At 66.1% G+C, this 26,566-nt stretch carries 25 protein-coding genes; 9 read left to right on the top strand and 16 right to left on the bottom strand.

The features are described from left to right. Positions 1–66: 66 nt before the first annotated feature. Positions 67–1,083, top strand: a complete 1,017-nt coding sequence (locus ACYVKL_RS11115; RefSeq protein ID WP_379161764.1) for an AraC family transcriptional regulator — start codon at positions 67–69, stop codon at positions 1,081–1,083. On the opposite strand, the gene ACYVKL_RS11110 is transcribed toward ACYVKL_RS11115, so the two are convergent. The 11 genes from ACYVKL_RS11110 to ACYVKL_RS11060 form a co-directional block, all read right to left on the bottom strand. Beyond that, complete coding sequence (locus tag ACYVKL_RS11110; RefSeq protein ID WP_379161761.1) at positions 1,084–2,319, bottom strand: DUF445 domain-containing protein; 1,236 nt, start codon at positions 2,317–2,319, stop codon at positions 1,084–1,086. Between the two features lie 33 nt (positions 2,320–2,352). Then, the gene (locus tag ACYVKL_RS11105) at positions 2,353–2,943 is read right to left on the bottom strand and encodes a hypothetical protein (protein ID WP_379161758.1); all 591 of its coding nucleotides are present in this window, start codon (positions 2,941–2,943) and stop codon (positions 2,353–2,355) included. A gap of 38 nt (positions 2,944–2,981) precedes the next feature. After that, the gene (locus ACYVKL_RS11100; RefSeq protein WP_379161755.1) at positions 2,982–3,941 is read right to left on the bottom strand and encodes an MlaD family protein; all 960 of its coding nucleotides are present in this window, start codon (positions 3,939–3,941) and stop codon (positions 2,982–2,984) included. Further along, positions 3,938–4,945: an MlaD family protein gene (locus tag ACYVKL_RS11095; protein WP_379161752.1), complete on the bottom strand. Its 1,008-nt coding sequence runs from the start codon at positions 4,943–4,945 to the stop codon at positions 3,938–3,940. The genes ACYVKL_RS11100 and ACYVKL_RS11095 overlap by 4 nt, the downstream gene beginning before the upstream one ends. Continuing rightward, a complete protein-coding gene (locus tag ACYVKL_RS11090) occupies positions 4,942–5,934 on the bottom strand; it encodes an MlaD family protein (RefSeq protein ID WP_379161750.1) in 993 nt (330 codons plus the stop codon). Before ACYVKL_RS11090 ends, ACYVKL_RS11095 begins: the two co-directional genes overlap by 4 nt. Before the next feature lies 1 nt (position 5,935). Beyond that, complete coding sequence (locus tag ACYVKL_RS11085; protein ID WP_379161747.1) at positions 5,936–6,946, bottom strand: MlaD family protein; 1,011 nt, start codon at positions 6,944–6,946, stop codon at positions 5,936–5,938. After that, positions 6,943–7,962, bottom strand: coding sequence for an MlaD family protein (locus ACYVKL_RS11080; protein ID WP_379161744.1), 1,020 nt, complete (start codon positions 7,960–7,962; stop codon positions 6,943–6,945). Before ACYVKL_RS11080 ends, ACYVKL_RS11085 begins: the two co-directional genes overlap by 4 nt. After that, complete coding sequence (locus tag ACYVKL_RS11075) at positions 7,959–9,023, bottom strand: MlaD family protein (protein WP_379161741.1); 1,065 nt, start codon at positions 9,021–9,023, stop codon at positions 7,959–7,961. The genes ACYVKL_RS11080 and ACYVKL_RS11075 overlap by 4 nt, the downstream gene beginning before the upstream one ends. A 3-nt stretch (positions 9,024–9,026) precedes the next feature. Then, complete coding sequence (locus ACYVKL_RS11070; RefSeq protein WP_379161739.1) at positions 9,027–9,890, bottom strand: MlaE family ABC transporter permease; 864 nt, start codon at positions 9,888–9,890, stop codon at positions 9,027–9,029. Between the two features lie 2 nt (positions 9,891–9,892). Beyond that, positions 9,893–10,714 carry an ABC transporter permease gene (locus ACYVKL_RS11065; RefSeq protein ID WP_379161736.1) on the bottom strand — a complete coding sequence of 274 codons (822 nt, stop codon included), beginning with the start codon at positions 10,712–10,714 and terminating at the stop codon, positions 9,893–9,895. A gap of 262 nt (positions 10,715–10,976) precedes the next feature. Continuing rightward, a complete protein-coding gene (locus ACYVKL_RS11060; protein ID WP_379161733.1) occupies positions 10,977–11,168 on the bottom strand; it encodes a ferredoxin in 192 nt (63 codons plus the stop codon). Positions 11,169–11,242: 74 nt separating this feature from the next. Here ACYVKL_RS11060 and ACYVKL_RS11055 point away from each other — a divergent pair, with 74 nt between their 5' ends. The 4 genes from ACYVKL_RS11055 (at position 11,243) to ACYVKL_RS11040 (ending at position 15,675) form a co-directional block, all read left to right on the top strand. Next, positions 11,243–12,658 carry an FAD-dependent oxidoreductase gene (locus tag ACYVKL_RS11055; protein WP_379161730.1) on the top strand — a complete coding sequence of 472 codons (1,416 nt, stop codon included), beginning with the start codon at positions 11,243–11,245 and terminating at the stop codon, positions 12,656–12,658. Continuing rightward, complete coding sequence (locus ACYVKL_RS11050) at positions 12,655–13,296, top strand: TetR/AcrR family transcriptional regulator (RefSeq protein WP_379161727.1); 642 nt, start codon at positions 12,655–12,657, stop codon at positions 13,294–13,296. Before ACYVKL_RS11055 ends, ACYVKL_RS11050 begins: the two co-directional genes overlap by 4 nt. Positions 13,297–13,387: 91 nt before the next feature. Further along, positions 13,388–14,266, top strand: coding sequence for a hypothetical protein (locus tag ACYVKL_RS11045; RefSeq protein WP_379161725.1), 879 nt, complete (start codon positions 13,388–13,390; stop codon positions 14,264–14,266). 26 nt (positions 14,267–14,292) lie between these two features. Further along, the gene (locus ACYVKL_RS11040; RefSeq protein ID WP_379161722.1) at positions 14,293–15,675 is read left to right on the top strand and encodes a cytochrome P450; all 1,383 of its coding nucleotides are present in this window, start codon (positions 14,293–14,295) and stop codon (positions 15,673–15,675) included. A 6-nt stretch (positions 15,676–15,681) separates the two neighbouring features. Here ACYVKL_RS11040 and ACYVKL_RS11035 read toward each other — a convergent pair whose 3' ends face one another. Continuing rightward, the gene (locus ACYVKL_RS11035; RefSeq protein WP_379161719.1) at positions 15,682–16,638 is read right to left on the bottom strand and encodes an Lrp/AsnC family transcriptional regulator; all 957 of its coding nucleotides are present in this window, start codon (positions 16,636–16,638) and stop codon (positions 15,682–15,684) included. Positions 16,639–16,827: 189 nt separating this feature from the next. Here ACYVKL_RS11035 and ACYVKL_RS11030 point away from each other — a divergent pair, with 189 nt between their 5' ends. After that, positions 16,828–18,042 (top strand): acetyl-CoA C-acetyltransferase, encoded by a 1,215-nt coding sequence (locus tag ACYVKL_RS11030; RefSeq protein WP_379165686.1) that lies wholly within the window; start codon positions 16,828–16,830, stop codon positions 18,040–18,042. A gap of 3 nt (positions 18,043–18,045) precedes the next feature. After that, on the top strand, positions 18,046–20,205 hold the full coding sequence (locus ACYVKL_RS11025) for a 3-hydroxyacyl-CoA dehydrogenase NAD-binding domain-containing protein (protein ID WP_379161716.1): 2,160 nt from the start codon (positions 18,046–18,048) through the stop codon (positions 20,203–20,205). Between the two features lie 74 nt (positions 20,206–20,279). Here the strand turns inward: ACYVKL_RS11025 and ACYVKL_RS11020 are convergent, their stop codons facing one another. Then, a complete protein-coding gene (locus ACYVKL_RS11020; protein ID WP_379161713.1) occupies positions 20,280–21,026 on the bottom strand; it encodes a recombinase family protein in 747 nt (248 codons plus the stop codon). Here ACYVKL_RS11020 and ACYVKL_RS11015 point away from each other — a divergent pair. Next, positions 20,937–21,668 (top strand): NAD(P)H-binding protein, encoded by a 732-nt coding sequence (locus ACYVKL_RS11015; protein ID WP_379161710.1) that lies wholly within the window; start codon positions 20,937–20,939, stop codon positions 21,666–21,668. The two genes, ACYVKL_RS11020 and ACYVKL_RS11015, sit on opposite strands and share 90 nt — an antisense overlap. 233 nt (positions 21,669–21,901) lie before the next feature. Beyond that, the gene (locus ACYVKL_RS11010) at positions 21,902–22,996 is read left to right on the top strand and encodes a serine hydrolase domain-containing protein (RefSeq protein ID WP_379161707.1); all 1,095 of its coding nucleotides are present in this window, start codon (positions 21,902–21,904) and stop codon (positions 22,994–22,996) included. Between the two features lie 255 nt (positions 22,997–23,251). On the opposite strand, the gene ACYVKL_RS11005 is transcribed toward ACYVKL_RS11010, so the two are convergent. The 3 genes from ACYVKL_RS11005 to ACYVKL_RS10995 form a co-directional block, all read right to left on the bottom strand. Further along, positions 23,252–23,431 (bottom strand): hypothetical protein, encoded by a 180-nt coding sequence (locus ACYVKL_RS11005; RefSeq protein WP_379161704.1) that lies wholly within the window; start codon positions 23,429–23,431, stop codon positions 23,252–23,254. Positions 23,432–23,610: 179 nt separating this feature from the next. Further along, a complete protein-coding gene (locus tag ACYVKL_RS11000; protein WP_379161702.1) occupies positions 23,611–24,237 on the bottom strand; it encodes a DedA family protein in 627 nt (208 codons plus the stop codon). A 749-nt stretch (positions 24,238–24,986) separates the two neighbouring features. After that, positions 24,987–25,670, bottom strand: coding sequence for a GOLPH3/VPS74 family protein (locus ACYVKL_RS10995; protein WP_379161699.1), 684 nt, complete (start codon positions 25,668–25,670; stop codon positions 24,987–24,989). Between the last annotated feature and the right edge of the window lie 896 nt (positions 25,671–26,566).

The raw sequence follows: 26,566 nt of genomic DNA, 5'->3' as shown, positions 1-26,566 counted from the left end.
GCCCGCGATCCATGGGATCAGCGGCCAGTACTTGTGAATTCCGGCCAGGGCAGTCACCATCGATGCATGACCGAGGCGCTGCTGCTCCCGCGCTCGATCGCGAGCGCGGCCATCCTGGCCGACGTCGCGCTCGAACACGGCATGGAACTGGGCGAAATCTTGCGCGGAACCGGGATCGACCCGGCCGCGTTGCGCGACGTCGAGGCCGAGGTCCAGGCCCGCCAGGAACTACAGATGGTCCGCAATATCGTGGCCGCCCGTGGCGATGTCCCCGGCCTGGGTCTGCTCGTTGGGAGCCGATATCACCTTGCGACACACGGTATCTGGGCCTTCGCGGTGATCAGCTGTGCCACCGTGCGCGCCGCCCTGCGCACCGCGATCTCCCACATGGATATCGGCAGCTCGTTCTTCGGCTGGTGCATAGTCGAGCACGAGACGGGCGTCGATATCGTCCTCGACACCTCCCGGGTCCCAGAAGCGGTGCGCACCTTCCTCATCGAGCGTGACGTGGCCTGCGTGGCGACCGCCGACCGTGACGCCTTCGGGCAGCTGCAGCCGCTGGATCGTGTCGAGCTCGCCTACCCCGAACCCGCGTACGCGGCCATGCACCGCGACCTGCTGGGCTGCGACCCGGTCTTCGATGCGCCGGCGACCCGCCTGACCGTTGGTGCCGACATGCTGGATCTGCCCATGCCGCAAGCCAATCCGTACACCGCGGCGCTGGCCGAACGGCAGTGCGGCGAACTGCTGCAACGCCGCCGCGAGCGCACCGGGCTGGGCGCCCGGGTGCGCTCGGCGCTCATCACGCACGGCACCCATGCCTCGCAGTACGAGATCGCCGCCGGACTGCGGATGAGCGTGCGCACCCTGCGCCGCCGCCTCGACGAGGAGGGCACCAGCTTCCGCGAACTGGTCGACGAAACCAGGCAGATGCTCGCCGAGGAGCTGCTGACCATCGGCGCGACCGTCGAGGATGTCGCCGGCCGCCTCGGCTACGCCGACGCCTCCAGCTTCACCCACGCCTTCACCCGCTGGACCGGCACCACCCCGGGCCGCTTCGCCCGCGCGGCGCGCGGCGGTTGATCAGCTGAGCAGGAGATGGACTTGGAGTTCGCCGACCAGGAATCCGAGTAGGGCGCCGACGGTGACCAGCTTCCATTCATCCTGTTTGAAGGCCGGGCGGAGCAGGCCCTCGAACTCGTCGTCGGTCATCAAATCCATTTTGCTGCACAGCAATTCGGGCAGGTCGAGCACCTGGCTCGCGTAGCCGCCGAGGCGGTCGGCGCGTTGCCGCATCCCGGCCACAGCTACCCCGGCGACGTCCTGCTGGAAGCGCCGGTAGCGTTCGCCGCCGACGGCCAGCACCAGCAGCGGCTGCACGGGCCGGGCGACCTCGGCGACCGAATCTCGGATCTGCTTGTCCACCAGGTAGAGAAAGCGATCCGAGCGCGGACCGGTGAGCATCGCGTCGAACATCGTGACCGGCGTCAGGACTTCCTCGCCGATCAGGGCCGCGTAGTCGCGGGTGACCTCGGACCGTCGTTTGTGGAACAGGCCCTGCCAGGTGAACAGGCCCAGCAGGCGCACCGGCCGGACCGGCCGGAAGATCATCTGCAGGGCCAGCCAATCGGTGAACAAGCCGGTGAACGCGCCGAACAACGGCATAATCAACACCGAATGCGTCAACGCCCAGACCACCGCCTGCACCATTCCGAGGGCCAGCCCGAACGGCAGGCCGATACGCACGATGAACCGCATCTCATTGCGTCCGATCATGCGAATCAACTTGACCGTCATACGTTTGTCGCGGGTCAGGGCGTCGATGGCCAGTGCCCGCAGATCGAGGACCAGATCGATGTGGTCACCCAGTTCACCGAGGAACTTGTCCAGCACCTCGGGCAGGGTGTCCTCGATCCGGCGCACCACCGCGTCCCGCATCCCGCGGGGCATCGCGTCCCACACGGCCGGATGCAGAATCCGGACGAAGTCCGGCGCGAACTCCTCGACCATCTCGTGCACCGGCTCGCGCAGCTCGTGGACCACCGCCCGGGTGTCCACGCCGGTGAGGATCTCCTTCGGATCCAGGATCCGCGCCAGGGCCAGATCCACCACCATCGACGCCATCCGTGCGGCGTATCGCGGAATGATGCCCTGCCACCCCAGATATGGTGGTATTCCGATGAATTCGATGGGGCGGAACATCATCTCCACCGCCACCAGCTTGGTGCCGTACCCGATCAGCGCCGCGATCGCGGGCATGGCGGCATAGACCGTCCAGTGCTGCGTTACGTCGCGCAGCACCTCGTGCAAGAACCCCAACGCCACTCCCCACCAAAATCCCCTGCGGTGAAATCACTTGGTGGTCAGCGCGGAATCGATGCCGCCGACCTCGGTGATCACCCAGTTGGCGTTCTTGTCGATGGTCAGGCGGTAGGTGGCGGTCGACTGCACACCGTCGGGCGCCTGGGCGTTCTTGGTCAGCACGCTGACGAAACAGTCGACCGCGTACTGCCCGTGGGATTCCGAGCGGACCTTGGCCACGATGGGGGTCGGGCTCGAGGTCCACTGCAACGGCGTGATGATCTGTGCCATCGAGCTCGCGGCCTGCTTCAGCTTGTTCGACAGGTCCGGGGTGGTGTTGGCGGTGAGCTTGGCCTGCCAGGAGTTCAGGTCCTTGAAGTCCATGTTCGCCGCGCCGACCGCGTAGTCGAGTGCGACCTGTTCGGCGTGCGCCCGGTCGGCCTCGGCACTGTGCAGCGCGCTGACCTGTTGGGATTTCGAGTGCGCCTGCCATCCGAAGAATGCCGAACTCGCGACGAGACACGCGATCCCGGCGCCGATCGCGAGTGTCCTGACCTTGATCGTCGGCCCGGCGGTCGCTCGCGGGGGTGCGACCGTCGCTTCCGGCGCGCCCTCGTCGGTCCGGTCCGCTTCCTTCAACATCGAGTCTCCTTGTGAGTGTGGTGGTACGGCAGCTGTTCTCAGTTGCCGCCGGCTATCGAGACGGGCACGCTGAGCGCGCCGCCCGCGCTGTCGCGGATCGCGGTGTCGAGCAGGTTCGAGACATCGAGGGTCCGGATGGCCGCGGCGCCCGCCCGGATCGCAGGCATGGTGGTGACCGCCAGGACCCGTAGCCCGGGGGCCGCCTTGTCCAGGAACTTCTGCACCTCGTCGATCAACGGGCCCGCGCCCTCGCTGATGCCCTCGGGGAACGGGGCGGTTCGGACGTCGTCGGCGGAATGATTTAGCCAGGTGCCCATATCGACGCCGAACTTCCGGATATCGACCGAGGCGGCGGCGAGGCCGCCCGGCAGCCAGGCGCTGTCGGCCAGCATGGCCTGGAACTTGTCCAGTACCACGGAGAGGTCGTCCTGGCGCGCGGTGACCATCTGCTCGTACAACGACCAGGCGCGGGACAGGTCCACCAGCACCAGTCCGTCGTCGGGGAGCGCGATATCGAGTTCGGAGATGATGGCGCGCAGCTGCTCGGGGTGGATCTGTTCCATCAAGCGGGTCAGCCGCGCCGACAGTTCCTGGACGGTGGTCGGTACCGCGACATTCGCGGGCGGCACCGTCGCATGGTTCGCCAGATATGGACCGCCCGACGACGGCGGCAGCACGGCCAGGTAGGGCTCGCCGAGCGCGGACAGGTTGTCGATCCGGAACTTGCTGCCGACCGGAATCGCGTAGTCCCCGTTGTACTTCCAGCGCACCTCGACGCCGTTCACGTTCGGGTTCAGGCCGGCGACCTCGCCGATCGGCACCCCGCGCAGCAGCACCTTCGACCCGACGGCCAGGCCGACGGAATCCGGCACGGTGAGCGTCGCGTCGCGGGTGTAGGGCGAGGGTTCCAGGCCGAGTCCCAGCACATTCATATACAGCACCGAACTCGCCGCGATGAGGCAGAGCCCGCCCAGTGACAGGGGAGTGCGCCAATTCATCGCAGGGCCCCCAGAATTCGAAGAATGTCGGCGAATGCCGGCGTGATATCGCTGTCGTCGCGGGTCCTGACCGAGTCGACGTTCACCGACGGATTGCGCAGGAATGGCAGCAGGGTGCCGGTGAGGAAGTCGGACACCGCGTTGACATCCGCGGGGACGTTCTCCGCGGTGGAGCGGGCCGCGGACACGCCCGACGCGAGCGATTCGAGCAGCGGGACCAACCACTGCCCGCCCTGGAAGATGGTGCCGATGGACGGCAGCAGGGTACCGACATACTTCAGCACGCCATCGTTGAGCCGGAACCAGTAGTGCACGGCGGGGTCGGAGAGCATGGCCGAGAGCTGGGGCGCGCTCGCATCGACCGACTCCGCCGTGGCGTTCAATTGCGTGAGCAGGCGGTCGATTTCGGAGTTCCGTGCGGCCAGGTCCTGCAGGTCGGTCGAGACAGTGCTCGCCATCCGTGAGACCTCGGGCGGGGCCGGCATCACCTTGTTGACTCCGATCAGGGTGTTCTGGACCTTCTGGATGTTGCCGCCGTTGATGAAGTTGGCCAGCACCGCCATGACATCCTCGAGCTGCGGTGGCGCGGTGGTGTGGCCAGCGGGGATGACCGCGTCCGCGGACAGGTAGCCGGTCGGGGCCGCGTCGTGGCCGTGCTCGAGGCCGACGTAGGTATCGCCGAGCAGGGTGTCCTGCCGGATGATCGCGGTGGTGTCCTCGGGAATCCGGGTGTCCGCCGCGATGCGTGCCCGGACCCGCACCGCCGATCCGGTCAGTTGTGTCGACAGCACCTGACCGATGCGCAGGCCGTCCATCATGACGTTCGCGCGGTCGGGAAGGTTCATGGCACTGGTGAATTCGAGTGTCAGGTCGTAGCCGTCGCCGATGCTGGTGCCCGGCAGGGGCACCCGATTGGGGTCGATCGCGCACGAGCTGCCGGCGAGCACCGTCGAGACCAGCACCGCGGCGGCGAGCACGGCCCTGGGGCCGATTCCGGTCGTCACTTGTTCTCCTTCGCCAGTGTCAGATCCAGGACGTTCGCGCCGTTCACCGTCGGGGGTTGCCAGCGCACGCCATCGCCCTTGGCGGTATTGCCGAGGAACGTGGCCACGCCCGGCAACACGGCGAGGAATCCGCGAATGTCTTCCGCGCGGGTGGCGGCGAGGCGGATGGCGTCGGCAGCGCGGTCGGCCAGCGGCCAGATGTCGCTGCCGTACTGGGTCTGGATCTCGTAGAGCATCTGGATCAGGGGACCCATGCCGCGGATCAGTCCGTCGACGCCGGGCCACGCCCCGTAGGTGAGGCTGGTGACGTCGGTCGGTAGCACCTCGGCGATGTGGCGGATCCCGCCCCAATCCGCCACGGCCTGATCGGTCAGCGGGGCGAGTGCGAAGATGATCGATCCGATATCGCCGACGATGCGGTCGGGGTCAGCCATGGCGCTCTGCGCGTCGATCATCAGTTGATGGGTATTACCCCCTTGTCCCGCAAGGGCTTTGGACAGCCCGTCGACTGCGTCCGAGACCGACCGATTGTCCCCCTCCGGGGCCACGCGATCGATGAAATCGGCGGCGGAGCCGGTGATCTCGGACAGGCTCTTGGGCGTCGCGGTGTTTCGCAGCGCAATACAGTTCCCGGGTTCCAGCCTGGCGCCCGACCCGTAATTGCCGACCAGCTCCAGGCTGCGGTCGGCGAGGATGGACTTCGAGCGCGTGACCGCCTTGACGTCCGCGGGATAGGACCGCCCGGAGTCCAGCTTGAAGGTGACGCGTACCTGGGCGCCCTGCGGCTCGATGCGGTCGACTTTCCCTACGTGATAACCCATTTGCGTGACCGGATTGCCGACATAGAGCCCGACGGCGTCGGGCATGAGCGCGCAGTATCCGGAGTCGGCCGAATGTGTGGAGCGGGTCACCGTCACCGCCGTGCCGACTGCGACCGCCGCCGTCAGCGTCACCGCACCGGCGGTGAAAGCCATTCTCTTCCGGTTCATCTCAGCAGGCCCGTCCCGGCACGGGGACGCACACCTGTGAAGCCAGCAGCTGCCCGCCGCCGAGCTGTGCGATGCCATCGGGAGTCAGCCAGGCGGCCAGCCGATCGCGCAGTGCGGACAGCCCCCCGATGGTCGGGTCCACGGAGCCCAGGAAGTCGCCGAGGGCCTGCTTCGCCTGCGCCACCGCCGCGCGGACATCCTGCTTGTGGTCGATGAAGTACTGTTCCTCGGGCAACAGCCGCGTCAGCACGTCGCCCAGCAGCTGATACGACTCGTTGAACCCGGCCCGGTAGGTGTTGTAGGTGGCGAGCACCGTTTCGAGATCGCGGAGGAACTGGAACACGAAATCCCGGTTGCTGTTGAACGCCGTGGTGTACTCCGACGCCAGACTCAGGGTGGTTCGGATCTGATCACGCTGCGCGGACATCACCTTGGCTATGCTGTCCAGCCCGGCGACCAAGGAGCCCACCGAGTCGGGGGAGTGCTGCAAACCGGTTGCCAGCTGGGCGATGTCACTGTGTACCGGCGTCCCGTCGGTATTGTCGGTGACCGGGGGGACGTCCTGTAGGACATCCGCGATCGAATAGGGCATCGTGACCCGTGAGGTCGGAATGACTGTGTCTCCCAAAGGTTTCTCCCCGAGCGGGACGATCGATACGTAATAGCCGCCGACCGCGGTGAGCATGCGGACCTCGATGGTCGAATCGGCGCCGACGAAGGCGTTCGTGGCGACGTCGGCGCGAACGCGCACTGCCGTCGGCTCCAGCGTCACGCCGGTGACCTTCCCGACCGACACCCCCGCGATCCGGACGTCCTCGCCGCCGCGGATTGAGGCCGCGTCGGTGGTTTCGAAGATGACGGGGTGGCGGCCCGGAGGGTGCAGGTAGACGACAGTGGTGGTCACCAGGACGGCCCCCGTGACACCGACGACGACGGACCCCAGGAGCTTGTCGTCGGATGCGATCCGCCGCAGGGTCCGGCGCATCGCGGGAAGCGCTCGGGCGGAACTCATTCGGGCTTGCATATCGCCACCTTGCTGCCGCTGAGCAGGACCTTGACGGTGTCGGGCAGGTCGGCCACGCCGTGCGAGCAGCCGAGCGCGGACCCCGCGCCGGGCGTTGTCAGCGCGGGCACCTGCAGACCTTCGAACGTGTTGGGAAGTAACCGAATCGCCTCGGCCGCCTGATTCATCGACGAGAACGTCGACCCGAGCAGCTTGTCGATGTCGAGATCCTCCTGGAGGCCGAGCTGCGTGATGAGCCGCGCCACCGGTCGCATGAACGCCGGCCCGTAGAGGTCGGTCTTGCGGAATTCGTCGAGCACCGTGTTCGCCGCGAGCACGGTGATGTTCAGGCTGCGCAGAAACTGGATGAGGTTGGCGGACTTTCCGCCCATCGACGAGTCGATGCGCGACATGTTGTCGACGAGGGTGGAGATCAGCTGCTGTCTGTCGCGCGCCTGGTCGGCGAGCTTGCGCAGGCTGTCGAGCATAGGAGCTAGACCGGTGCCGTCGCCCTGAAGCACGGTGAGCGCGTTCTCAGTGAAGGTGTTGATCTCCTGCGGGCTCAGGGTCCGCAGCACCGGCTGTAAACCGTTGAACAGCCGGGTGATATCGAACGAGGGCTGGGTCCGGTCGGTCGCCAGATGGGTCACCGGCGCGCCGGCATCGGCCGGAATCGACAGATCGACATACCGAATGCCGGTCAGGTTCTGGTATTTCACGGCCAGATGCGCATTGGCCGTCAGCTGATGGGGTTTCGCCAGCGCCAATGTCACCCGCGCGAGACTGCGTCCGTGATCACGGATGATCGAGATATCGCGGACCTTACCGATCTGCAGGCCGCGCATTCGGACATCGGAATCCTGGTGCAGGCCCGAGACATCGGTGAAATCCGCCGTCGCCGTGGCCGTCGGCCCCTCGACCGGTCGGCGGATCGCGGTGATCACCAGCGACAGCAGGACGAATGCGACCACGGCGGCGATCCCGAGCCGGACCAGGTAGCCGGTGATGATGCGGCGATGATTCATCGGCCCGCCTCCGGCGCCGCGGGCAGCATGCCCAGGGGAGCCGCGAGCGCGGGCAGCCGGTCCAGCACCACGCGCAATTGCAGTGTGCGCGTAGCACCGGTGCCGGAGAACGCGCGATCGTATTGAGCCACCAGGGTTTGCAGCTTCCCGGTCAGGCTGCCGTTTGCGAGCACAGCGGGAATGGTGTCGGTGATCTCCTGTACGGCCTGGACGACCGGGGTGAGCTCCTCACCGTGCGAGGCGAGCAGCTTCCCGGCCGCGCCGAACAGGCTGCCGCTGGCCAGACCGAGTCCGGCGGAGGCGTGGTCGAGGAGGGGGTCGTTCGCCCCGCGGCTGCCGTCGGGGAGATGGTTGTAGTCGAGGTCGTAGACGCCGTAGAGCCCCGCGGTCGTCTCGCGCAGGAAGACGGGCAGTACGTCGGCGACGTCGTTGAACGCGCTCAGCGATGAACTCGGCAGTGCCCGCTGGGTTTTCGCGATGCGATCGGCCAGCACAATGCCGGTGCGGATCATCGGATTCAGGCCGTCGGTGTAGCGCACCACCTTGTCGAGGGTGGTCATCATCTGCTGGGTCAGTGTCCCATCGACCACCAGCGACCCTCGTTCGATCATGGTTGACATCGAGTAGTCGCCCAGTGGATTCCGGCGCAGTAGCAGGCCCGTGGTCAGCTGCCGTCCGCCCGTGCCCCCGATGAGATTGACGGCGGTGACGCCGAAATAGTTCTCGGGCCGGTAGTCGATGTCGAAAGCGTCGGTCAGCCCGGAGATCCGGCTCGATTGCAACGCCACGGTGAGCCGCACTCGCTCGCCGTCGATCCGGTCGAGCGCGGTGATCGTGCCGACCGGTACACCGTGCAGCATCACGTGCGTTCCCGACGAGATGCCCGGAGCCACATACGGTGTGTCTATGCGCATGACGACCACACCGTCGTCGCGATCGAGCCGGTGCATGACGATACCGAACACGGCCAGCATCACAGTCACTGCGACGACGACGGCGGCGGCCAGGGACAGCGCTCGGCGCTGGGTGCGGTCGGTGCCGCGGATGAAGTCCTGATGCATGAGTCAGCCCTTGAACTCCATGACGGGGCTCAGGCCCCAAATCGATACGGACAGAATGAAATTGAGAGTCACGATGAGAATCAGGCTCATCCGGATCGCCCGCCCGGACGCCGATCCGACCCCGGCGGGCCCGCCCTCGGCGAAGTAGCCGAAATAGCAGTGCACGAAGGTGACGGCAATGCAGAACACGACGGCCTTCAACAGGGAGAAGGCCACTTCGCCCACGTCGAGGAACTGCCCGAAGTAGTGGTCGTATGTGCCCGGCGCCTCGTGCCGGAATAGTTTGACGACCGTCCCGCCGGTCACGAAGCTGACCACCAGAGCCAGCAGATAGGACGGGATGACGCACAGCATCCCGCCGATCAGCCGGGTGCCCACCACGAACGGAATCGCCTGCAGGCCGAGCACTTCGGTGGCATCGATCTCCTCGGAGATGCGCATGGCGCCGATCTCGGCCGTCATCCGGCATCCGGCCTGGGCGGCGAAGCCAATGCCGGTGAGAATGGGCGCGATCTCGCGAATGTTGGCGAACGAGCCGATGATGCCGCTGAGCGCGCCGAACCCGAGCAGGTTGAGCGCGTCATAGGCCTGGATCGCGATGGCGATGCCGACCGAGAGTCCGAGCAGCACCATCAGGCTCACCACGCCGCCGTCGACGACCAGCGAGCCGCGCCCCCAGGCCATGCTGTTCATGGTCTGCAGCGTCTGCCGCCGATACATGCGCACGGTCTTCGGCAGCAGGTAGGTCGTTTTGGCGACGAACAGTGCGCCACGGCCGATTTCGGCGAAGAACTGCGAGGCGCCGTGCTGGATCGGGCGTAGCGCGGCGGTGATCCGGGGAATCGGGGTGTGCTTCGAAGCGGTCATCGTCACGACACCTGGTTGGGGAAGAACATCGACTGGAACTGTGTGAACAGCAGATTGGTGATGAAGATGGCCACCACGCTGAGCACGACCGAGGCATTGACCGCGTCGGCGACACCGCGCGGACCGCCCTTGGCCTCAAGGCCGCGCAGGCTCGCGACGAGCACCACGATGGCGGCGAACGCCATCGCCTTGGCGATCGCGAAGACCACATCGGTCACGGTGGCGAAGGCCCCCAGTGACTGCCAGAAGCTGCCTGGCACCAGACCGTTGACCGAGACGGCGATGAACAACCCGGCGAAGACGCCCGCCGAGATGATGACCGTGCACAGGATCGGCGAGATCAGGACCATGGCCAGGAAACGCGGCATCACCAGGCGCTCGACGGGATCGATGCCCATGACCCGCATGGCGTCGGTCTCTTCCCGGATGGTCCGGGACCCGAGATCCGACGCCACCGCCGACGCGGCGGCCCCGCTCATGAGCAGGCCCGTCGCCATCGGCGCGCCTTGGCTGATTACGCCCAGCCCGCTGGCCGCGCCGGCCAGCGAGTTCGCGCCCACCTGGCCCATGAGCCCGCCGACCTGGACCGACACCTCGGCGCCGATCGGAATCGCCATCAGTAGCGCTGGCAGCGCGGTGACCTTGAGCAGCGTCCAAGTCTGCGTCAGCAATTCGATGATCGGAAGCCGCCCGCGCACGGTGTCGACCACGCTGTAGGTGAGAACGGCGGCGGCGAGCTGTGTGGTTCGGCCGATGGTGGAAAGGCTCCGTTCGGCTTTGGTGGTGAGGAACTGTACGAGCGGCGTCGCTGCCGTATCACTCATTCGATGGCACCTTGCTGGCTGTTCGCGGATTGAGATGCCTCGAGGCGGCGTGCCCCCGAAGGCTCGGCGATGGGGGACACACCCGGGCTCAAACTGTGTCGGCGGTCACCCGAGGTGGCGATCACGATGCCACATTACGGACACAATGCGCAAGCAAATGCGTACAAGTTACATGCAGATGCTACGCATTTGATTTCCGCGCGCAGTGAAATACTCCTGTTTGCGTTGGCAAATTGCAGTATGCCCTGCGCATTCATTTCGGTCACGCGTCCGATACGGAGATGGCGAGACTCGGGCAGGACGCGGCAGCGAGGATGGCCAATGGCCGGTGCTCCTCGGTCGCGTCGGTGGTGAGGACCGTCGTCCCGTCCGTGTCGAAGTCGAACAGGCCCTCCGAGACGGCGATGCACTGTCCGTGGCTGTCGCACAGCGAGGAGTCGATCGAGACTTTCATGAGTTCTCCCTGGTGGATCGGTGATGATACTAATGTTATTGAAACAGCATGATTAGTAACATGGAAGGGGTCTCATGACCACGTCGACCCGCCCGCTGCGTGTGGCGATCGTCGGAGCCGGGCCAGCCGGCATCTACGCCGCCGACGCGCTGATGAAGTCCGGCGCCCTGGTGAGCATCGACCTGTACGAGCGCATGCCGGCGCCCTTCGGGCTGCTGCGCTACGGTGTCGCGCCTGACCATCCACGGATCAAGGCCATCGTGTCCGCGCTGCACAAGCTGCTCGACAAACCGCAGGTGCGGTTGCTCGGCAATATCGACGTCGGCGCTGACATCACCCTCGACGAGCTGCGGTCGTGCTATGACGCGGTGGTCTACGCCACCGGCGCGAATGCCGATCGGGCACTGCCGATTCCGGGCGTCGACCTCGAAGGCTCCTACGGTGCGGCGGATTTCGTGTCCTGGTACGACGGCCATCCTGACGTGCCGCGCACCTGGCCACTGGATGCGAAAAAGGTCGCCGTCCTCGGTGTCGGCAATGTCGCCCTCGATGTCGCCCGCATCCTGGCCAAGACCGCCGAGGAACTGCTCCCGACCGAGATCCCGCCCAATGTCCACGCGGGCCTGAGCGCGAATCAGGCCGTCGAGGTGCACGTCTTCGGCCGCCGCGGTCCCGCCCACGCCAGATTCACCCCGCTCGAGCTGCGCGAGCTCGATCACTCCCCAACCATCGAGGTCATCGTCGACCCGGCTGATCTGGTCTACGACGAGGCTGCGCTGGCGCTGCGGCAGTGTTCCAAGCAAGTAGAGCTCATCTGCAGCACACTTGAGCAATGGGCGGCGCGTGAACCCGGTGAGCGGCCGCATCGGCTGTTCCTGCACTTCTGTGAGAACCCGGTCGAGCTGCTGGGCGACGGGGAGGGCCGCGTCCGGGCGCTGCGGACCGAGCGCACCCGTCCCGGCGGGGCCGAAGTCGTTGCGGCAGGCGGTGATCACACCGACTGGGAGGTGCAGGCCGTCTATCGGGCCATTGGCTATCTGTCCGAACCCGTGCCCGGGGTGCCGTTCGACGAATGCGCGGGCGTCATTCCCAACGAGGCGGGCCGGGTGCTCGCCGAACCCGACTCGGACGCACCCGAACAGCGGTATCTGCCCGGCGTCTATGTCACCGGGTGGATCAAACGCGGTCCGGTGGGCCTGATCGGTCACACCAAAGGTGATGCGAGCGAGACGATTTCCTCGCTGCTCGCCGATGTGGACCGGCTCGCCCGGCCCGCGTCCCCGCAGCCCGAGGCGGTGATCGAGCTGCTCGAGAGCAAAGGCATCGCCTTCACCACCTGGTCCGGCTGGCAGCAGCTCGATGCCTACGAGCGAGAGCTGGGCGCTGCCGAAGGGCGGGAGCGGGTCAAGGTCGTCGAGCGCGACGTGATGGTCGCGGTCAGCCGGTCGTCCGCCGCGGCCGGAGATTGCCGTGCCAGTATCGAACCATGATGTCGGCCGATACCCGCAGCGCCCTCGAGTCCTTTCTCGCCATTGCCGAAGGCGGCGAGGTCAAGGTGCCCGAGAGCCGGACCGATATCGCCATCCTCACCGCGGCGGCGGCGGTCATCAGCGAGAACGGTGAACGCAATCTCACTATCGACGCGGTGGCCGAACGGGCCGGATTCACTCGAATGACCGTCTTCCGGCGCTTCGGCAGCCGGGAGCGGCTGGTGCAGGCAACCTACGCCAACGAACTGCGCACCGTGCTCGATCGGATCGCGATCGCGGCGGACTCGGCGCACAACCGGCGCGATCGCGCCGAAACCGTTGTCCGGCAGCTGATCTCCGTGGCCCAGGGCAATTCGATCTTCCAGCGGCTGGCGCAGGTGGAGCCGTCGGCGATCGTGAACGCGTGGCGCGGGACCGAGCTCGACGGCCAGGCCTGGGGTGCGGGATTGATCTCGCATTTGTTGCAGGACGAGCAGCTCGAGGATCCGCTGGCGGCCGACGAGGCGGATTTCGTGGGTCACGTACTGATGCGACTGGTGATGTCGCTGTTGCTGGCGCCGGTCGCGCCGGCACATCGGGCGGCCTCCGACCAGTCGGACTTCGTGCGCAAGATCGTCGAACGCGTGTTGCCGCATTAGCCATTTCGACCCGCGGCCCACGGGCCGGCGACTCGCTCGCCGCGCTTGGGGGCCCCTTGATGTGACACCCGATACATGTTACCAATACATCATGAACGGTAACATTAGTAACGCAATGGCGGTGCTACTCGCCGACCCCGCGATCCAGCTGCCGGGCGAGGGTGCGATCCCACTCCCGCCCGAACTGCACGCAAATCAGACGGCCGCATGGATCGTGATCGTGCTGCTGTACGTGGGCGCGGCCGCGGCGGTGGGCTGGGCGGCGTGGAAACTGTTCCGCCACCGCGAGGTACTACCGTCGGTGCTGGTCGTGGCTGGTTTCATCGCGGCCAATATCGAGCCCCTCGGTGACCAGGCGGGCCTGGTCAAGTACGCGGCCGACATCCCGTGGTTCCACTACTCGATCATGGGACGCTCGATGCCGGCCTTCATCCTGGTCGGCTGCATGCCGTATGTGGCGGTCGGCGGGTACTACGCCTACCGCTACATCGCCGAAGGCCGGTCGCTGCGGGACATCTTCATGCTGTCGGCCGTCTACGTCGGCGTGCCCGAGATCGTCGCCGAGATGCTGCTGCACCACTGGGGGATCATCGTCTACTACGGCGACAATCCGACCCGGATCCTGGGCATCCCGCTGTACTCCATCGTCCAGAACACCACCCTCCTGCCGGTCTACGGCATCGCCATCTACTTCGGTGTGCGCTATCTGCGTGGGGCACAACAGCTCTGGATGATCCTGTTCATCCCCGCGCTCACGATCGGCTACATCCTGGGCGTCAGCTGGCCCGTCTACCAGGCGGTCCAGTCCTCGGCGCCGTGGCCGGTCACCTGGGCCGCGGGCCTGATCGTCTGCGTCACCTCGCTGGCGGTCACCTATGCGCTGCTCCAGATCCCCGTCCTGCGTGAACTGCGTGAACGCGCCGTGACCGCACCCGATGGCGGCTACGCCACCACTGCCGACATCGTCTGAAAATCGTTGTGAAGGAAGGTTTTCCCATGGTTTCGACCAATTCCGCCCAGGACCGGACCGGCCTGGGTCTCGTCGCGCCCCCGCCACCCGGCCCCCGCGGCTGGGCCGCGCTGGACATGTGGCGGGGCATGGTGAGCGACCCCTACCTCTATCCGGGCAAGATCACCGAGAAGTACGGTGACGTGGTATCGCTCCCGGTCCCGGGCGCCGAGATCGTGCTGCTCGGCTCCCTCGACCACATCAATCACGTCCAGGTCAGTAATGCCGCCAACTACAAGCGCGCGGACTGGGTCACCGAGTACGAGAAGCCGGTCGAGCACAAGTTCCGGTTCTTCGCCTTCGACGACGCCGACTGGGCGCGCGGCCGCAAGATGATGAAGCCGCATCTCACCAAGAAGTCGCTGCTGGATCTGGAATCGCTGTTCGACGAGGCGATTTCGGAGCAACTCGACCACTGGGAGCGGTTGGCCGACACCGGCGAGACCTTCGATCTACAACGCCGGATGAAGGTGCTGACGGTCGCGGTCCTGTTCAACGCGCTGTTCTCGCGCCGGCTCACCGAGGCCCGATTGCAGTGGGTCATCGACCACCTGATCGACGTCATGGGGGCCATGACCGCGCGCACCCTGATGTGGTCGGTGCCGACCCGGATTCCGCGGCTGTGGGAGCGGCGCGGTATTCGGGCGCAGCGCGAACTCGATCTGTTCCTGACCGACATCGTCGCCGAGCGGCGTGCCAACCCGACCGACAGCGGCGACATGCTCAATGTGCTGCTCGCCGCGACCTATGACGACGGCACCCCGCTCGAGGACGAGAAGGTGCTCGCGGAAATGGTGGGTCTGGTCGTCGGTGGGTTCGACACCACCTCCGCCGCACTGACCTGGACCTTCGGTCAGGTCGCCCGGCATCCCGAGGTGGAGGAGCGGCTGCTCTACGAGCTGAACTCCGCCGGAGGTGACTCGCTCTCGCCCACCGAAACCAGCAATCTGGTCTATGCGCGTGCGTGTTTCGACGAGGCGCAGCGGTTGCAGGGCGGGCTGGTCATCAATCCGAAGGTGGCCATCGACGACGATGTGATCGGCGGCTACCGCATCGCGGCGGGCACCACGGTGGTCAGCTCCAACATCTCGATCCAGCGCGACCCTCGGTACTGGGACGACCCGGCGCGGTACAACCCGGACCGCTGGCTGGACCGCGCGGTCCGGCGGGATGCGTACATTCCGTTCGGTCGCGGTCCCCGGCTGTGCCTGGGCATGCACATGGCCTACATCGAGGGCACGCACACCGTGGCGGGCGCATTCAAACGCTTTCGGGTCGAGGTGGATCCGCGCCACCGCCTGGAGCCCAAGTATCGGATGACGGTGGAGATGAAGAACGGGCTGCCGGTCAAACTGGTCAAGCGGGGCTGAGCCCGGCTACACCACCCAGGACCACAAATAGGTGTGTTTGGTCGTGGTGAACGCCTCGAACGTCTCGATCCGGCGGATGCCGGGCAGCAGCGCGATCTCGTTGAGCAACGCCGAGAGCAATGCGGCCCGCGTCGGTGCGAAGGCGGTCGCGATGAAGTCGAATTCGCCGAGGGTCCGGCTCAGTTGCGGGAGGTCGGCGCGGGCGAGCAGTGCGCCCGCGGCCTCGTCGAATCGGCCGTCGCGGACGGTGATTCCGACGAAGGCGTATGCCCCGATCCCGAATTGGGAGATATCCGATACCGCCTGGATCCGGATCACGTTGTCCGCCAGCAGACGTTTGATCCGGGACCGTACGGTGCCTTCGGAAATATCGAGTTCCGCGGCGATGCTGCGGTTACTGCGGCGGGCGTCGACCTGGAGGTTGTCGATGATCGCGAGATCGAGTTCATCGGCGGTGTCGCTGGGCCGGGCGGTCGGTGCCGTACCCGGGTCCACCGACAGCAACCCCCAGTCGGAGTCGAACCGGAGCACATCGAGCACCGGGTATCCGCGTACCTGGTCGACGCCGGGGATGCCGGCCAGTGTCACCCCCAGCAACTCGGCCAGATGGGTGCGGTCGCGACCCAGGATGGGCACGATCAGATCGTGACGGCCGGTGGTGATCGTGACGGAGATGCTTTCCGGTAGCGCGGCCACGTCGGCGGCGATCTGGAGAGCGGGGCGTTCACTGACGTTCAGAGCGGCGAAAGCGAACTCCCGGTGCCCGAACACTCGCATGTCCGTCACCGCGACGACCCGCATGACGTCGCACTCCTCCATGCGGCGGATGCGCGCGGCCACCGTTATCTCGTTGATGCCCAAGGCATTCGCCAGCGAACGGTTGGTCTCGCGGCCGTCGACGCGCAGGCGGGCGAGCAGGGCGCGATCGAGCTCGTCCAGCGGTTCGACGTCGACGCGGGTCATGGCAGCGAGTATCGCAGAACTCGTGCCCGCGCCGGTCAACGCGCCGGGCAAGTATCTGAGTGTTGCTCAGAAATCTGATATGCCTGGGTTGGTGAATTCGTGTGGATGGTGCGTTGACCACTTGGGATCAGCGCCGTTACAGTCATGAGTGGCACTTGGAAATAAATGAGTGTCACTCATGAAAGGGCCCTGATGGCTGAAGCATTCATCTACGACGCCATCCGCACCCCACGCGGAAAAGGCAAGAAGACCGGTGCGCTGTACACGGTCAAACCCATCGACCTGGTGACCGGGTTGATCAAGGACCTGCTCGCCCGGCATCCGCAGCTCGATCCGGCCGTGATCGACGACGTGATCCTCGGCGTCGTCAGCCCGGTCGGCGACCAGGGCGCGGATATCGCCAAGATCGCCGCGCTGGCGGCCGGATTGCCGCCCACCACCGCGGGCGTGCAGGTCAACCGCTTCTGCGCCTCTGGCCTGGAGGCTGTGAACACGGCGGCCCAGAAGGTTGCATCCGGTTGGGAGTCACTGATTCTGGCCGGTGGCGTGGAATCCATGTCGCGGGTACCGATGGGGTCCGACGGCGGCGCGTACGTGCTGGATCCGGCGACGAACTACGACGGCCACCTGGTGTTGCAGGGCATCGGCGCGGATCTGATCGCCACCACCGAGGGCTTCGATCGCGGCGATGTCGACGCCTACGCGGCCCGCTCGCATCAGCGGGCCGCGGCGGCCTGGTCGGGCGGATACTTCGCGAAATCTGTTGTGCCGGTACGAGACCGGACGGGGCAGGTGATCCTGGACCACGACGAGCTGCTGCGGCCGGAGACCACGGTCGAGACCCTGGCGGCGCTGCCGCTGTCCTTCGACACACTCGGGAAGCTCGGCGGGTTCGATGCCGTCGCGCTGCAGCGTTACCACTGGGTCGAGCGGATGAATCACGTTCACCACCCTGGCAATTCGTCGGGCATCGTCGACGGCGCGTCGCTGGTGCTGATCGGCAGCGAGCAGGTCGGCAAGGAATTCGGGCTGACGCCGCGCGCCCGGGTCGTCGCGACGGCGGTGTCCGGTGCGGAACCGACGATCATGCTGACCGGTCCCACACCCGCGGCCCGGAAAGTGCTGGCCAAAGCGGGACTGACAGTCGACGACATCGACCTGTACGAACTCAACGAGGCCTTCGCGGCGGTGGTGCTGAAGTTCCAGAAGGACCTCGGCATTCCTGACGACAGGATCAACGTGAATGGCGGGGCCATCGCCATGGGGCATCCGCTCGGTGCGACCGGCGGCATGCTCGTCGGCACGGTGGTCGACGAACTGGAGCGGCGCGGTGCCCAGCGTGCGCTCGTCACCCTGTGCGTCGGCGCGGGTATGGGCATCGCAACTATCGTCGAAAGGGTCTGACACATGCCGGACATCAAGTGGGACAACGACTCCGAGGGCATCGTCACACTGACGATGGACGCCGAGGGCGTGTCGGCCAACACCCTCACCGAGCAGTTCCAACGTGAGTTCACCGAGGTGGTGGCGCGGCTGGGCCAGGAACGGGAATCGATCACCGGCGTGATCCTGACCTCGGCGAAGAAGACCTTCTTCGCCGGGGCGGACCTGAATCGCATCCTCGCGACGGACACGGCCGCGGTGCCCGCCCTGGCCCGCGAGCTGAACCTGATGAAGGCCAACCTGCGCAAGCTCGAGACACTCGGTCTGCCAGTGGTGGCCGCCATCAACGGTGCGGCGCTAGGCGGGGGATACGAGCTCGCGCTGGCCTGCCACCACCGCGTCGCGCTCGACGTTCGCGGCAGCGAGATCGGTTTGCCCGAGGTGACTCTCGGCCTGCTGCCCGCCGCCGGCGGCGTCACGCGCACCGTGCGCATGTTCGGTGTACAGCGGGCGCTGACGCAGGCGCTGTTGCAAGGTCAGCGTCGCAAGCCCGCCGCGGCCCTGCAGGCCGGGCTGGTCGACGAGCTCGCCGCGAGCCCCGAGGAGCTGCTCGCCAAGGCCCGCACCTGGATCAAGGCGAACCCGGATGCACAACAGCCCTGGGACGTAAAGGGTTACCGCATTCCCGGCGGAACCCCCGCGGTGCCCGCCTTCGCGGCCAACCTGCCCGCGTTCCCCGCGAATCTGCGCAAGCAGCTCAAGGGCCAGCCGATGCCCGCGCCGCGGGCGATCCTGGCCACCGCCGTGGAGGGCACCCAGGTCGACCTCGACGGCGCCTTCCTCATCGAGACCCGCTACCTGATGGAGCTGGTCACCGGCCCGGTCGCGAAGAACATGATCCAGGCGTTCTTCTTCGACCTGCAGACGATCACCAAGGGCTCCGCACGTCCCGACGGCTATCCGGTGACCACATTCGAGAAGGTTGTGGTGCTGGGTGCGGGCATGATGGGCGCGGGCATCGCTTACTCGCAGGCGCGGGCGGGCATGCGGGTCGTACTGAAGGACGTCACCATCGAGGCCGCCGAGAAGGGCAAGGACTACTCGAAACGGTTGCTGGACCAGGCCGTCGCGAAGGGGCGGATGACCGCCGAACAGCGCGACGGGATTCTCGATCGCATCCATCCGACCGCCGACTACGCCGACTGCGCGGGAGCGGACCTGGTGGTGGAAGCGGTGTTCGAGGACCCGGCGTTGAAGCGGGCCGTCTTCGCCGATGTGGAGCAGGTGCTGAAGCCGGACGCGCTGCTCGGATCGAACACCTCCACGCTGCCGATCACCGAACTGGCGCAGGGTGTTTCGCGTCCGGAGGACTTCATCGGACTGCACTTCTTCTCGCCGGTGGACAAGATGCCGCTGGTCGAGATCGTCGTGGGGGAGAAGACCAGTGACGCGGCGCTGGCCAAGGCCATCGACTACACCCTGGCCATCAAGAAGACGCCGATCGTGGTCAACGACAGCCGCGGCTTCTTCACCAGTCGCGTCATGGCCGGATTCCTCTTCGAAGCAGTCGCCATGCTGGGCGAGGGCATCAGCCCGGTCTCGATCGAACAGGCCGGCGTCCAGGCCGGATTCCCCGCTCCGCCACTGCAACTCCTCGACGAACTCACCCTCACCCTCCCGTTGAAGATCAACAATCTGATGCGCGAGGCGTTCGAAGCGCAGGGCAAGGTGGTGACCGGAGTCGAAGCCGGCCCGGTGCTGGAACGCCTCGTCACCGAGCACCACCGCGGCGGCCGATCCACCGGCGCCGGCTTCTACGACTACGACAGCGACACCGGCAAGCGCGTCGCCCTGTGGCCCGGCCTGCGCGAAATCTTCGGTGGCACCACCGAGATTCCGTTCGAGGACATGAAAGAGCGCATGCTCATCCTCACCGCCCTCGAAACAGTCCGATGCTTCGACGAGGCCGTCCTGCGCTCGATCCCCGAAGCCAATATCGGCTCGATCCTCGGCATCGGCTACCCCGCCTGGACCGGCGGCGTCATCCAGTACATCAACCAATACGACGGTGGCGTCCCAGGTTTCGTAGCCCGCGCCACCCAACTCGCCGACCGCTACGGCTCCCGCTTCCAACCCCCAGCCAGCCTGACCGACCTGGCCGCATCCGGAAAACCCTTCGAATAGGGGTTCCGGTAGTAACCGCCGAAAAAGCAACGGATATGGCGCAACCCCTGGCCAGGGCGAGGCTTGCTGAGCCACTAGCCGTCGTGGCGGCCGAGGACTTGGGTCTGAAGGCGTTGACGGAGGTCGGTTTCCTCGGGTGTCATCGGGTCGCCAGGGCGCCGGATTCGTGCGGGGATGAGCCGGATCAGCTGATCGTCGTCGGTGGTTTGTTCGGCTTCGGCCAGTGCGCGGTAGAGCGAGGCGACCGAGGGGTGCTTGCCCGCGTTCTTCCCGGTTTTGATGGTGAGCTTCGTCGCGATGTCGGGTACGGCGACGCCTCGCACTTTCAGGGCGAGGGCGAAGGTGAGCGAGTCGTCGTCGATGACCTTGGGGCGCCCGCCGTGGTTGCCTCTGGAAGCAGCGATGAGCTGGCCTTCGAGGGTCTTTTCCCGGATGTAGTTGCGTTCGATCTGTCCGGCGACGGCCAGGACGGCGAAGAACATCGCACCCATGCCGTTCGTGTCGTAGATCCCGGGGAGGGGGCCGGTCAGCAGTTCGAGCTGGATACCCCCTGTCCGGAGGTCGGCGGATAGGGTCATCAGTTCGGTTGCGTTGCGGGCCAGGCGTTTGAGTTCGTTGACGGTCAGCACGACCAGTGTGTCGGCCGCGGCCTGCTTGAACTGATGTGCCAGCGCGAGGGGACAACTGAAATCCAGTTGTTTTGCGTATTTCCGGTCGGATTGACTACACGCATGATTGTCATCACCGCCGCTTCCGGGGCGCTGGGCAGCCTCGTCGTCGAACGCCTGCCCGCCGACCTGGTCCGGCCCGCTGTCCGGCATCCGCGTCACCCCGGTCAGGTGCGGGCCGACTACGACGATCCCGCCAGTATGCGCGAGGCATTCTCCGGAGCCGAACGGCTGCTGTTGATCTCCTCTCCCGAACTGGACCCCGCGCGCCGTCTGCGCCACCACCTCGGCGCCCTCCAGGCGGCACAGCAGGCGGGAGTGAAGTCGGTGGTCTACACCAGCTTCCTGGGCGCCGACACCAACCCGACAAGGCTGACCGAGGCCCACCATGCCACCGAGCAGGCCATCATCGAAAGCGGTCTTCCGTGCACCATTCTTCGAAACCCGCTCTACAGCGAGCCATTTCTGCCTCCACGAACAGCGTCCGAGGTGCTGAGCGGAACGGGCGGCAAGGGACTGAACACTGCCTTCCGCACTGATCTCGCACAGGCCGCGGCCACAGTGCTCATCGAAGACGGCCACCTGGGACGCGCCTACGATCTGACCGGACCGCTGTGGACCTTCCCCCAGCTTGCTGCCGCACTCGGGCTGCCCTACCGGGAACAAACACCACCCGGCCCGATGGGCTGGTTGCACACCCTGGTGCGCTCGGGTGAATTCGAACGACAAACAGGCGACCTAGAAAATCTGCTCGGCCGCCTGCCGACACCGATCATTCCGCGCGCCGTCGAGTGAAACGTCCACGCGCGGCAGGACGCGGCAGTGCACGCTAACTAGCCGATTTTCGTGCGGTGTCGGGGCCGGGTCAGCATTGGAATATATGGCTGATGCCAGTGCTCTTGGGGCATCCCCGGCGGGTAGGGCCGAGAGCTGGCTGGCCATATGGGTGGTGGTCTCACCGTGGTTCAGGGCGGAGGTCAGGGGTTTCCCGGATGCTGGGTTCGATTGGAAGTCAATAGCTTCGGTGCATGCGATCACGAATTGTTCTCGCCGGACTCTGCGCTGGTACCGCGGTAGTGCTGCTCGGCTGCTCTACAGTTCAGCGGGCCACCTCGTTGCAGAACGACCTCGACGGACTGACGGCTGCGGGCGCGGCGGGCGCGATCGAGACCGTCACTGACAAGCACACGACACTGGTGCTGACCAGCGGCGTCGGAAACCGATCGACCGGAGCGGCGATGCCGGAGCACGGCCGGGTGCGCATCGGCAGCGTCACGAAGACGTTCACCGCCGCCGTGGTGATGCAGCTGGTCGCAGAGGGGAAAGTGAACCTGGACAGCCCGGTCGACACCTACCTGCCGGGGCTGCTGTCCGGCGACGCCGCCGACGGCCGTGTTATCACCGTCCGGCACCTGCTGCAGCATCGCAGCGGGATTCCCGAGTTCGCCGGCCAACCGGGGGCCGACGAGCTGACCGCGGCCGCCGAGGACCGGACCCTGGCACCGGCTGAGTCGGTATCGATCGCCCTGCACCAGCCAGCGCAGTTCGCGCCCGGAACCCGATTCGCCTACACCAACACCAACTACATCGTGCTCGGCATGCTGATCGAGAAGGTCACCGGTCACAGCTATTCCGATGAGTTGTCCGAGCGGATCATCGGCCCGCTCGGCCTGCACGACACTTATTTACCCCCGCCCGGTGACCGCGAGATCCACGGCGAGCACCCGCACGGCTACCAGGAGACAGCGGCCGGGCCGGTCGATGTGTCCAGGATCGAACCGTCCATTCCCTGGGCGGCGGGAGCGCTGGTGTCGACCGGGCACGACCTCAACACGTTCTGGCGGGCCCTGTCCGACGCGCGGCTGGTCCCGGCTCCTCAACTGGCCGAGATGACCACACCGCAGGACGGCGCGAGCGAGGACGAAGGCCGCGGCTACGGACTCGGTGTCGGTTCGACGGAACTGTCCTGCGGAGTGCGCTTCATCGGCCACAGCGGCGGAATTCCCGGCTACTACACCAACTCCGGAGCTACCTCCGACCGCGCTGTGACGATCACCTTCACCCAGGAACCACGCACCCGACCGGATGTCCAGGCCATGCTCGAACACGCCCTCTGCCCCTAACCTGCTGGATAGGTCTTCCAGGCAGCCATCAGCCTGCTCCGCGCCGGACACTCGAAATCAAGTCGCAGTCGCTCAGAATGCCCCCGAGTTCGGCCAGGAACCGTCGCAGTGCACCCAACGCAATAAAGCAGTGCACCCAACGCAATAAAAAGGGCCTGCGCGCTGACCGAACCGGCCAGCGCGGGCGGACGAAGGTCAACTGGCCGTGTCGATCCGAGGCCCGCGGAACGTCGGCAACTAGGCACCCTTCTATGTCTAGACGTCTGTCCGATCCCACGAAAGGTGCGCGTAGATCAACCCTGCAGCCAGGCCGCTCGCACCTCTTTCCGGATTGGTGGGGGTGAGTTTGTCCAGGAAGGGATGCGTGTGCGGAACAGAATCCGCGAAGGCCTGCGAGGGTCGCGGCATCGGCATGGCGCGCATAGCGGTCGCCATGACTTACCCAGCGCGCATTCCATCGATGGCGCGATCGTGGGCCAGCGGTCAGTTCGACGCGGCAGATCGGTGCCAGGCGGAGACCTTTAATGCATGGGGATCGTGTTGGCGTGGAGGCAAGGACGGTGTTCTTGTCGGTGGGATAGGTAGGTGGTGTTGGTGGCTAGCGGTGAGGGCTACTATTTTTCGTTCGACTCGGCGTGCATTGGACTGACGCTGTGGCGGCGGCGAACGACAAGGACCGCCGCGATCGCTATCGCGGTTACAGCCACTGCGGCGATGGCGTAACTGGGGCCGCGCAGGGTTTTCTCCAGTTCATGCCAATTAGCGCCGACCGCGTAGCCGGCAAGGGTCAGGGACGCTGTCCATGGCAGGCATCCGGCGAGAGTGTAGAGACCGAATTTGATCGGTGGCATGCCAGCGATCCCGGCTGGCAGGGAGATGAACGTCCGGATCCCTGGAAGAAGGCGTGCCCAGAACACCGATGCCGCACCGCGATTGACGAACCAGTCCTGAGCTCGGTCGATGTCATCCTCGCGAAGGAGGATATACCGGCCCCAGCGATGCAGGGCGGCCCGGCCGCCGTAGCGGCCGACCCACCACGCCGCGTAGCTGCCGATGACATTTCCCATCGTGCCGGCGACGATGACCGCAACCACGTTCGGGTGCTGGCCACTGACCGCACCTGCGGCGAGGGCTCCACCGAGGAGCATTGTCACCTCAGAAGGAATTGGGATGCAGGCGGATTCCGCGGCCATCAGCAGCAGAATCGCGACCAGACCATAGCTGATGATCACTTGCTGCATCGCGGACCCCCAACGACAAAGCGGGATGCGCGAAGGGGAGGGGCGTCAGAGGCTGGAAGGTGGATATCGGGTGCGGTCGAAGTCACGGTGCCACCTTCACAAATCGTCGCTGTGAACACGCTGAGTCGGTGACGGCGGTCATGTTCGGCACACCTGGCGTGAACCGAAGATGCGGCTGTGCGTTCCGCAACGGATCGCAGATGTCAATTAGATTAGCCTTGCCTAATATTTCACTGGTGATCGTCGGGCGAGGGCATGAGGGGCTCTCGCCCGACGACCGACCAGGAGCCGCACCCTGCCGCCTGGCGCACCCGCAGACGTCACCTTGCGCGGCGGTGCACGCTGTGGGCCATTCTTCGGTACCCAAGCAGCCAGATTCCGCATGAGCGCGCCACGCAGCGAGAACCGCCCGCGTCGACGTCAGGCCGCGCCCCACCCGAAAAGGCCGGTCCCGGGTGGCTGATAGTCCGCATCACAGAGTTCATCGCTGGTGAACGATGGTGGATCGTCGAGTCCAGTGCCGGCCGGTCGAGCGTCCGAATGTCGTATCCAGCAATGACATTCGCGGTCAACACCCCTGTGCGGCCGCCATGCCCCCGCGGGCATCGCCGGAGCGGTCAATCGGCGGAAAGCGGGGAGTGTTGACGGCGGCCGAGTTGAGATGGGTCCTCGAAATCGAGCAGGTCCTGGTCGGGAGGCGCTTCCTCTCGACTGATGCCGGGTCCGCGCGATCGGACGCGGGCAAATATTTACGCCGCTCCGGTGAAGGTACCCGCCTGTGCGTTGAACACGGCGGCTTCGACCGCGGCCACGGCAGCTTTCGGGACGAAGCGACGGCCGCGTGCGCGCACCAGGTTCTCGATCGACTCGGCGTCCCATCCAGGGCATTGCTTCCCAGCCGCCCGCACGACAGACAGCAAAGTGATAAGGGCTTCGGTGCGCGGATCGGGGCTGTGATTGTCGAGCAGCGTGCGCTGCATCGAATGCCGCAGTGCCCGTTTACGTTCGAGATCGAGGGTGGGCCACGCATCGAACGGCACCAGCCCCAGGATCCGGCCACGTTCGTGTCGGACTCGGCCGTCAGCGACGAGTCGAGCCGATACTGTCGCACGCAGCCCACGCCCGCAGTCGGTGATCATGCGCGCCGGCGACAGGGCGCGGGCTGCGATCTGCGCGATGGCGTCGACGACCACCGGATCGGATTGGTTGCGGTAGCCGGGCACGGCGTGTGGAGTTGCCATGACCTGGGGTGCCCAGCGGCCGCGATCCGTGATTGTCACCGGTGGGATCGACTCGGCAGTGGTCCCCGTACTCAGTTCGACCAGCAGTGCGCCCGCGAGCAGTGGGTCCAGCGCGACACGGTCGATCATGCAGCATCCGTCGTCATCGGAATGCAGTAACCAGAGCAGGTCCTCGGCGATCAGCGGTGGCATGGCGACTACGCTGCCGCCGCTGCGCCGTGAACACGCTGAGAGCCGACGCCGGCGCCAGCCCCGGATGCTCGATGATGGCAGACATGGTTGAGATCCCGATCCTGGTCCGGCCGTCCCGGTGGGGCCTGCGAGCCCGTTCAGCAGTGGTGAGCACACGCAACTCTTTCTGGATCGGACAGCAGCAGAACCACACCGCCGGCGATCACCGCGAATGCCCACAGCATCGGGATGGGTGAGGCACTGCGGTAGCCGTGGACATACAAGGATGTGTAGCGGCCCGGCCTGGTTGCGCGGCGGTAGTGGTACCCCCTGCGTGTGTTCCCCCGTGGAGAATGCCGCCGCACGCCGTACCCCATGAGCGGCAGTATGACCCCGGGGGCCGACACGATCGGGGCCGTTGGGGGAGAGATGGCCCGGAAAGCGATCAGCGGGTGAGCTTGGCCCACCGTTCGTGTGCGGACTGGCGAGTCATGCCGGCGGCCCGGCCGATCTCCTCCCAGGACGCGCCCCGCTCGCGAGCCTCCCGCACCGCAGAGCTCCTGAGCGGCGACATGGAGTGAAGTAACCGCCTGCGGCGACTAGCTGAAATCTGCTGTTTCGGGTGTAGACATTGTTCAGGGTTAGGTATACAGTCGCTGTCGTACGCAAGGAAGATCAAGTTCCCGGGCAGATCGAAGGCTCGGGCAGGAAGTTCCGTCCGTCCTCTCCGGCGGAGAAGAGAATCCGGTGAAACCGGCCGGACCGTCGGAGAGGACAAACCAGCCCGCCCTGCGGGTATGTCGGCGATCGAGGAGGTGGTCACTGAGTAGTCATTTATCGGTTCCATGTCCTTGCATTCGCCGTGGACGGCCCGCAGGGCGGGCGACCCGTTTCGAGAGCGAATTCCCTCTTCCGTA

The sequence above is a fragment of the Nocardia tengchongensis genome (assembly GCF_054781395.1).
The sequence above is the reverse complement of the archived record's forward strand: the minus strand, read 5'-3'. Positions and strand labels throughout refer to the sequence as shown.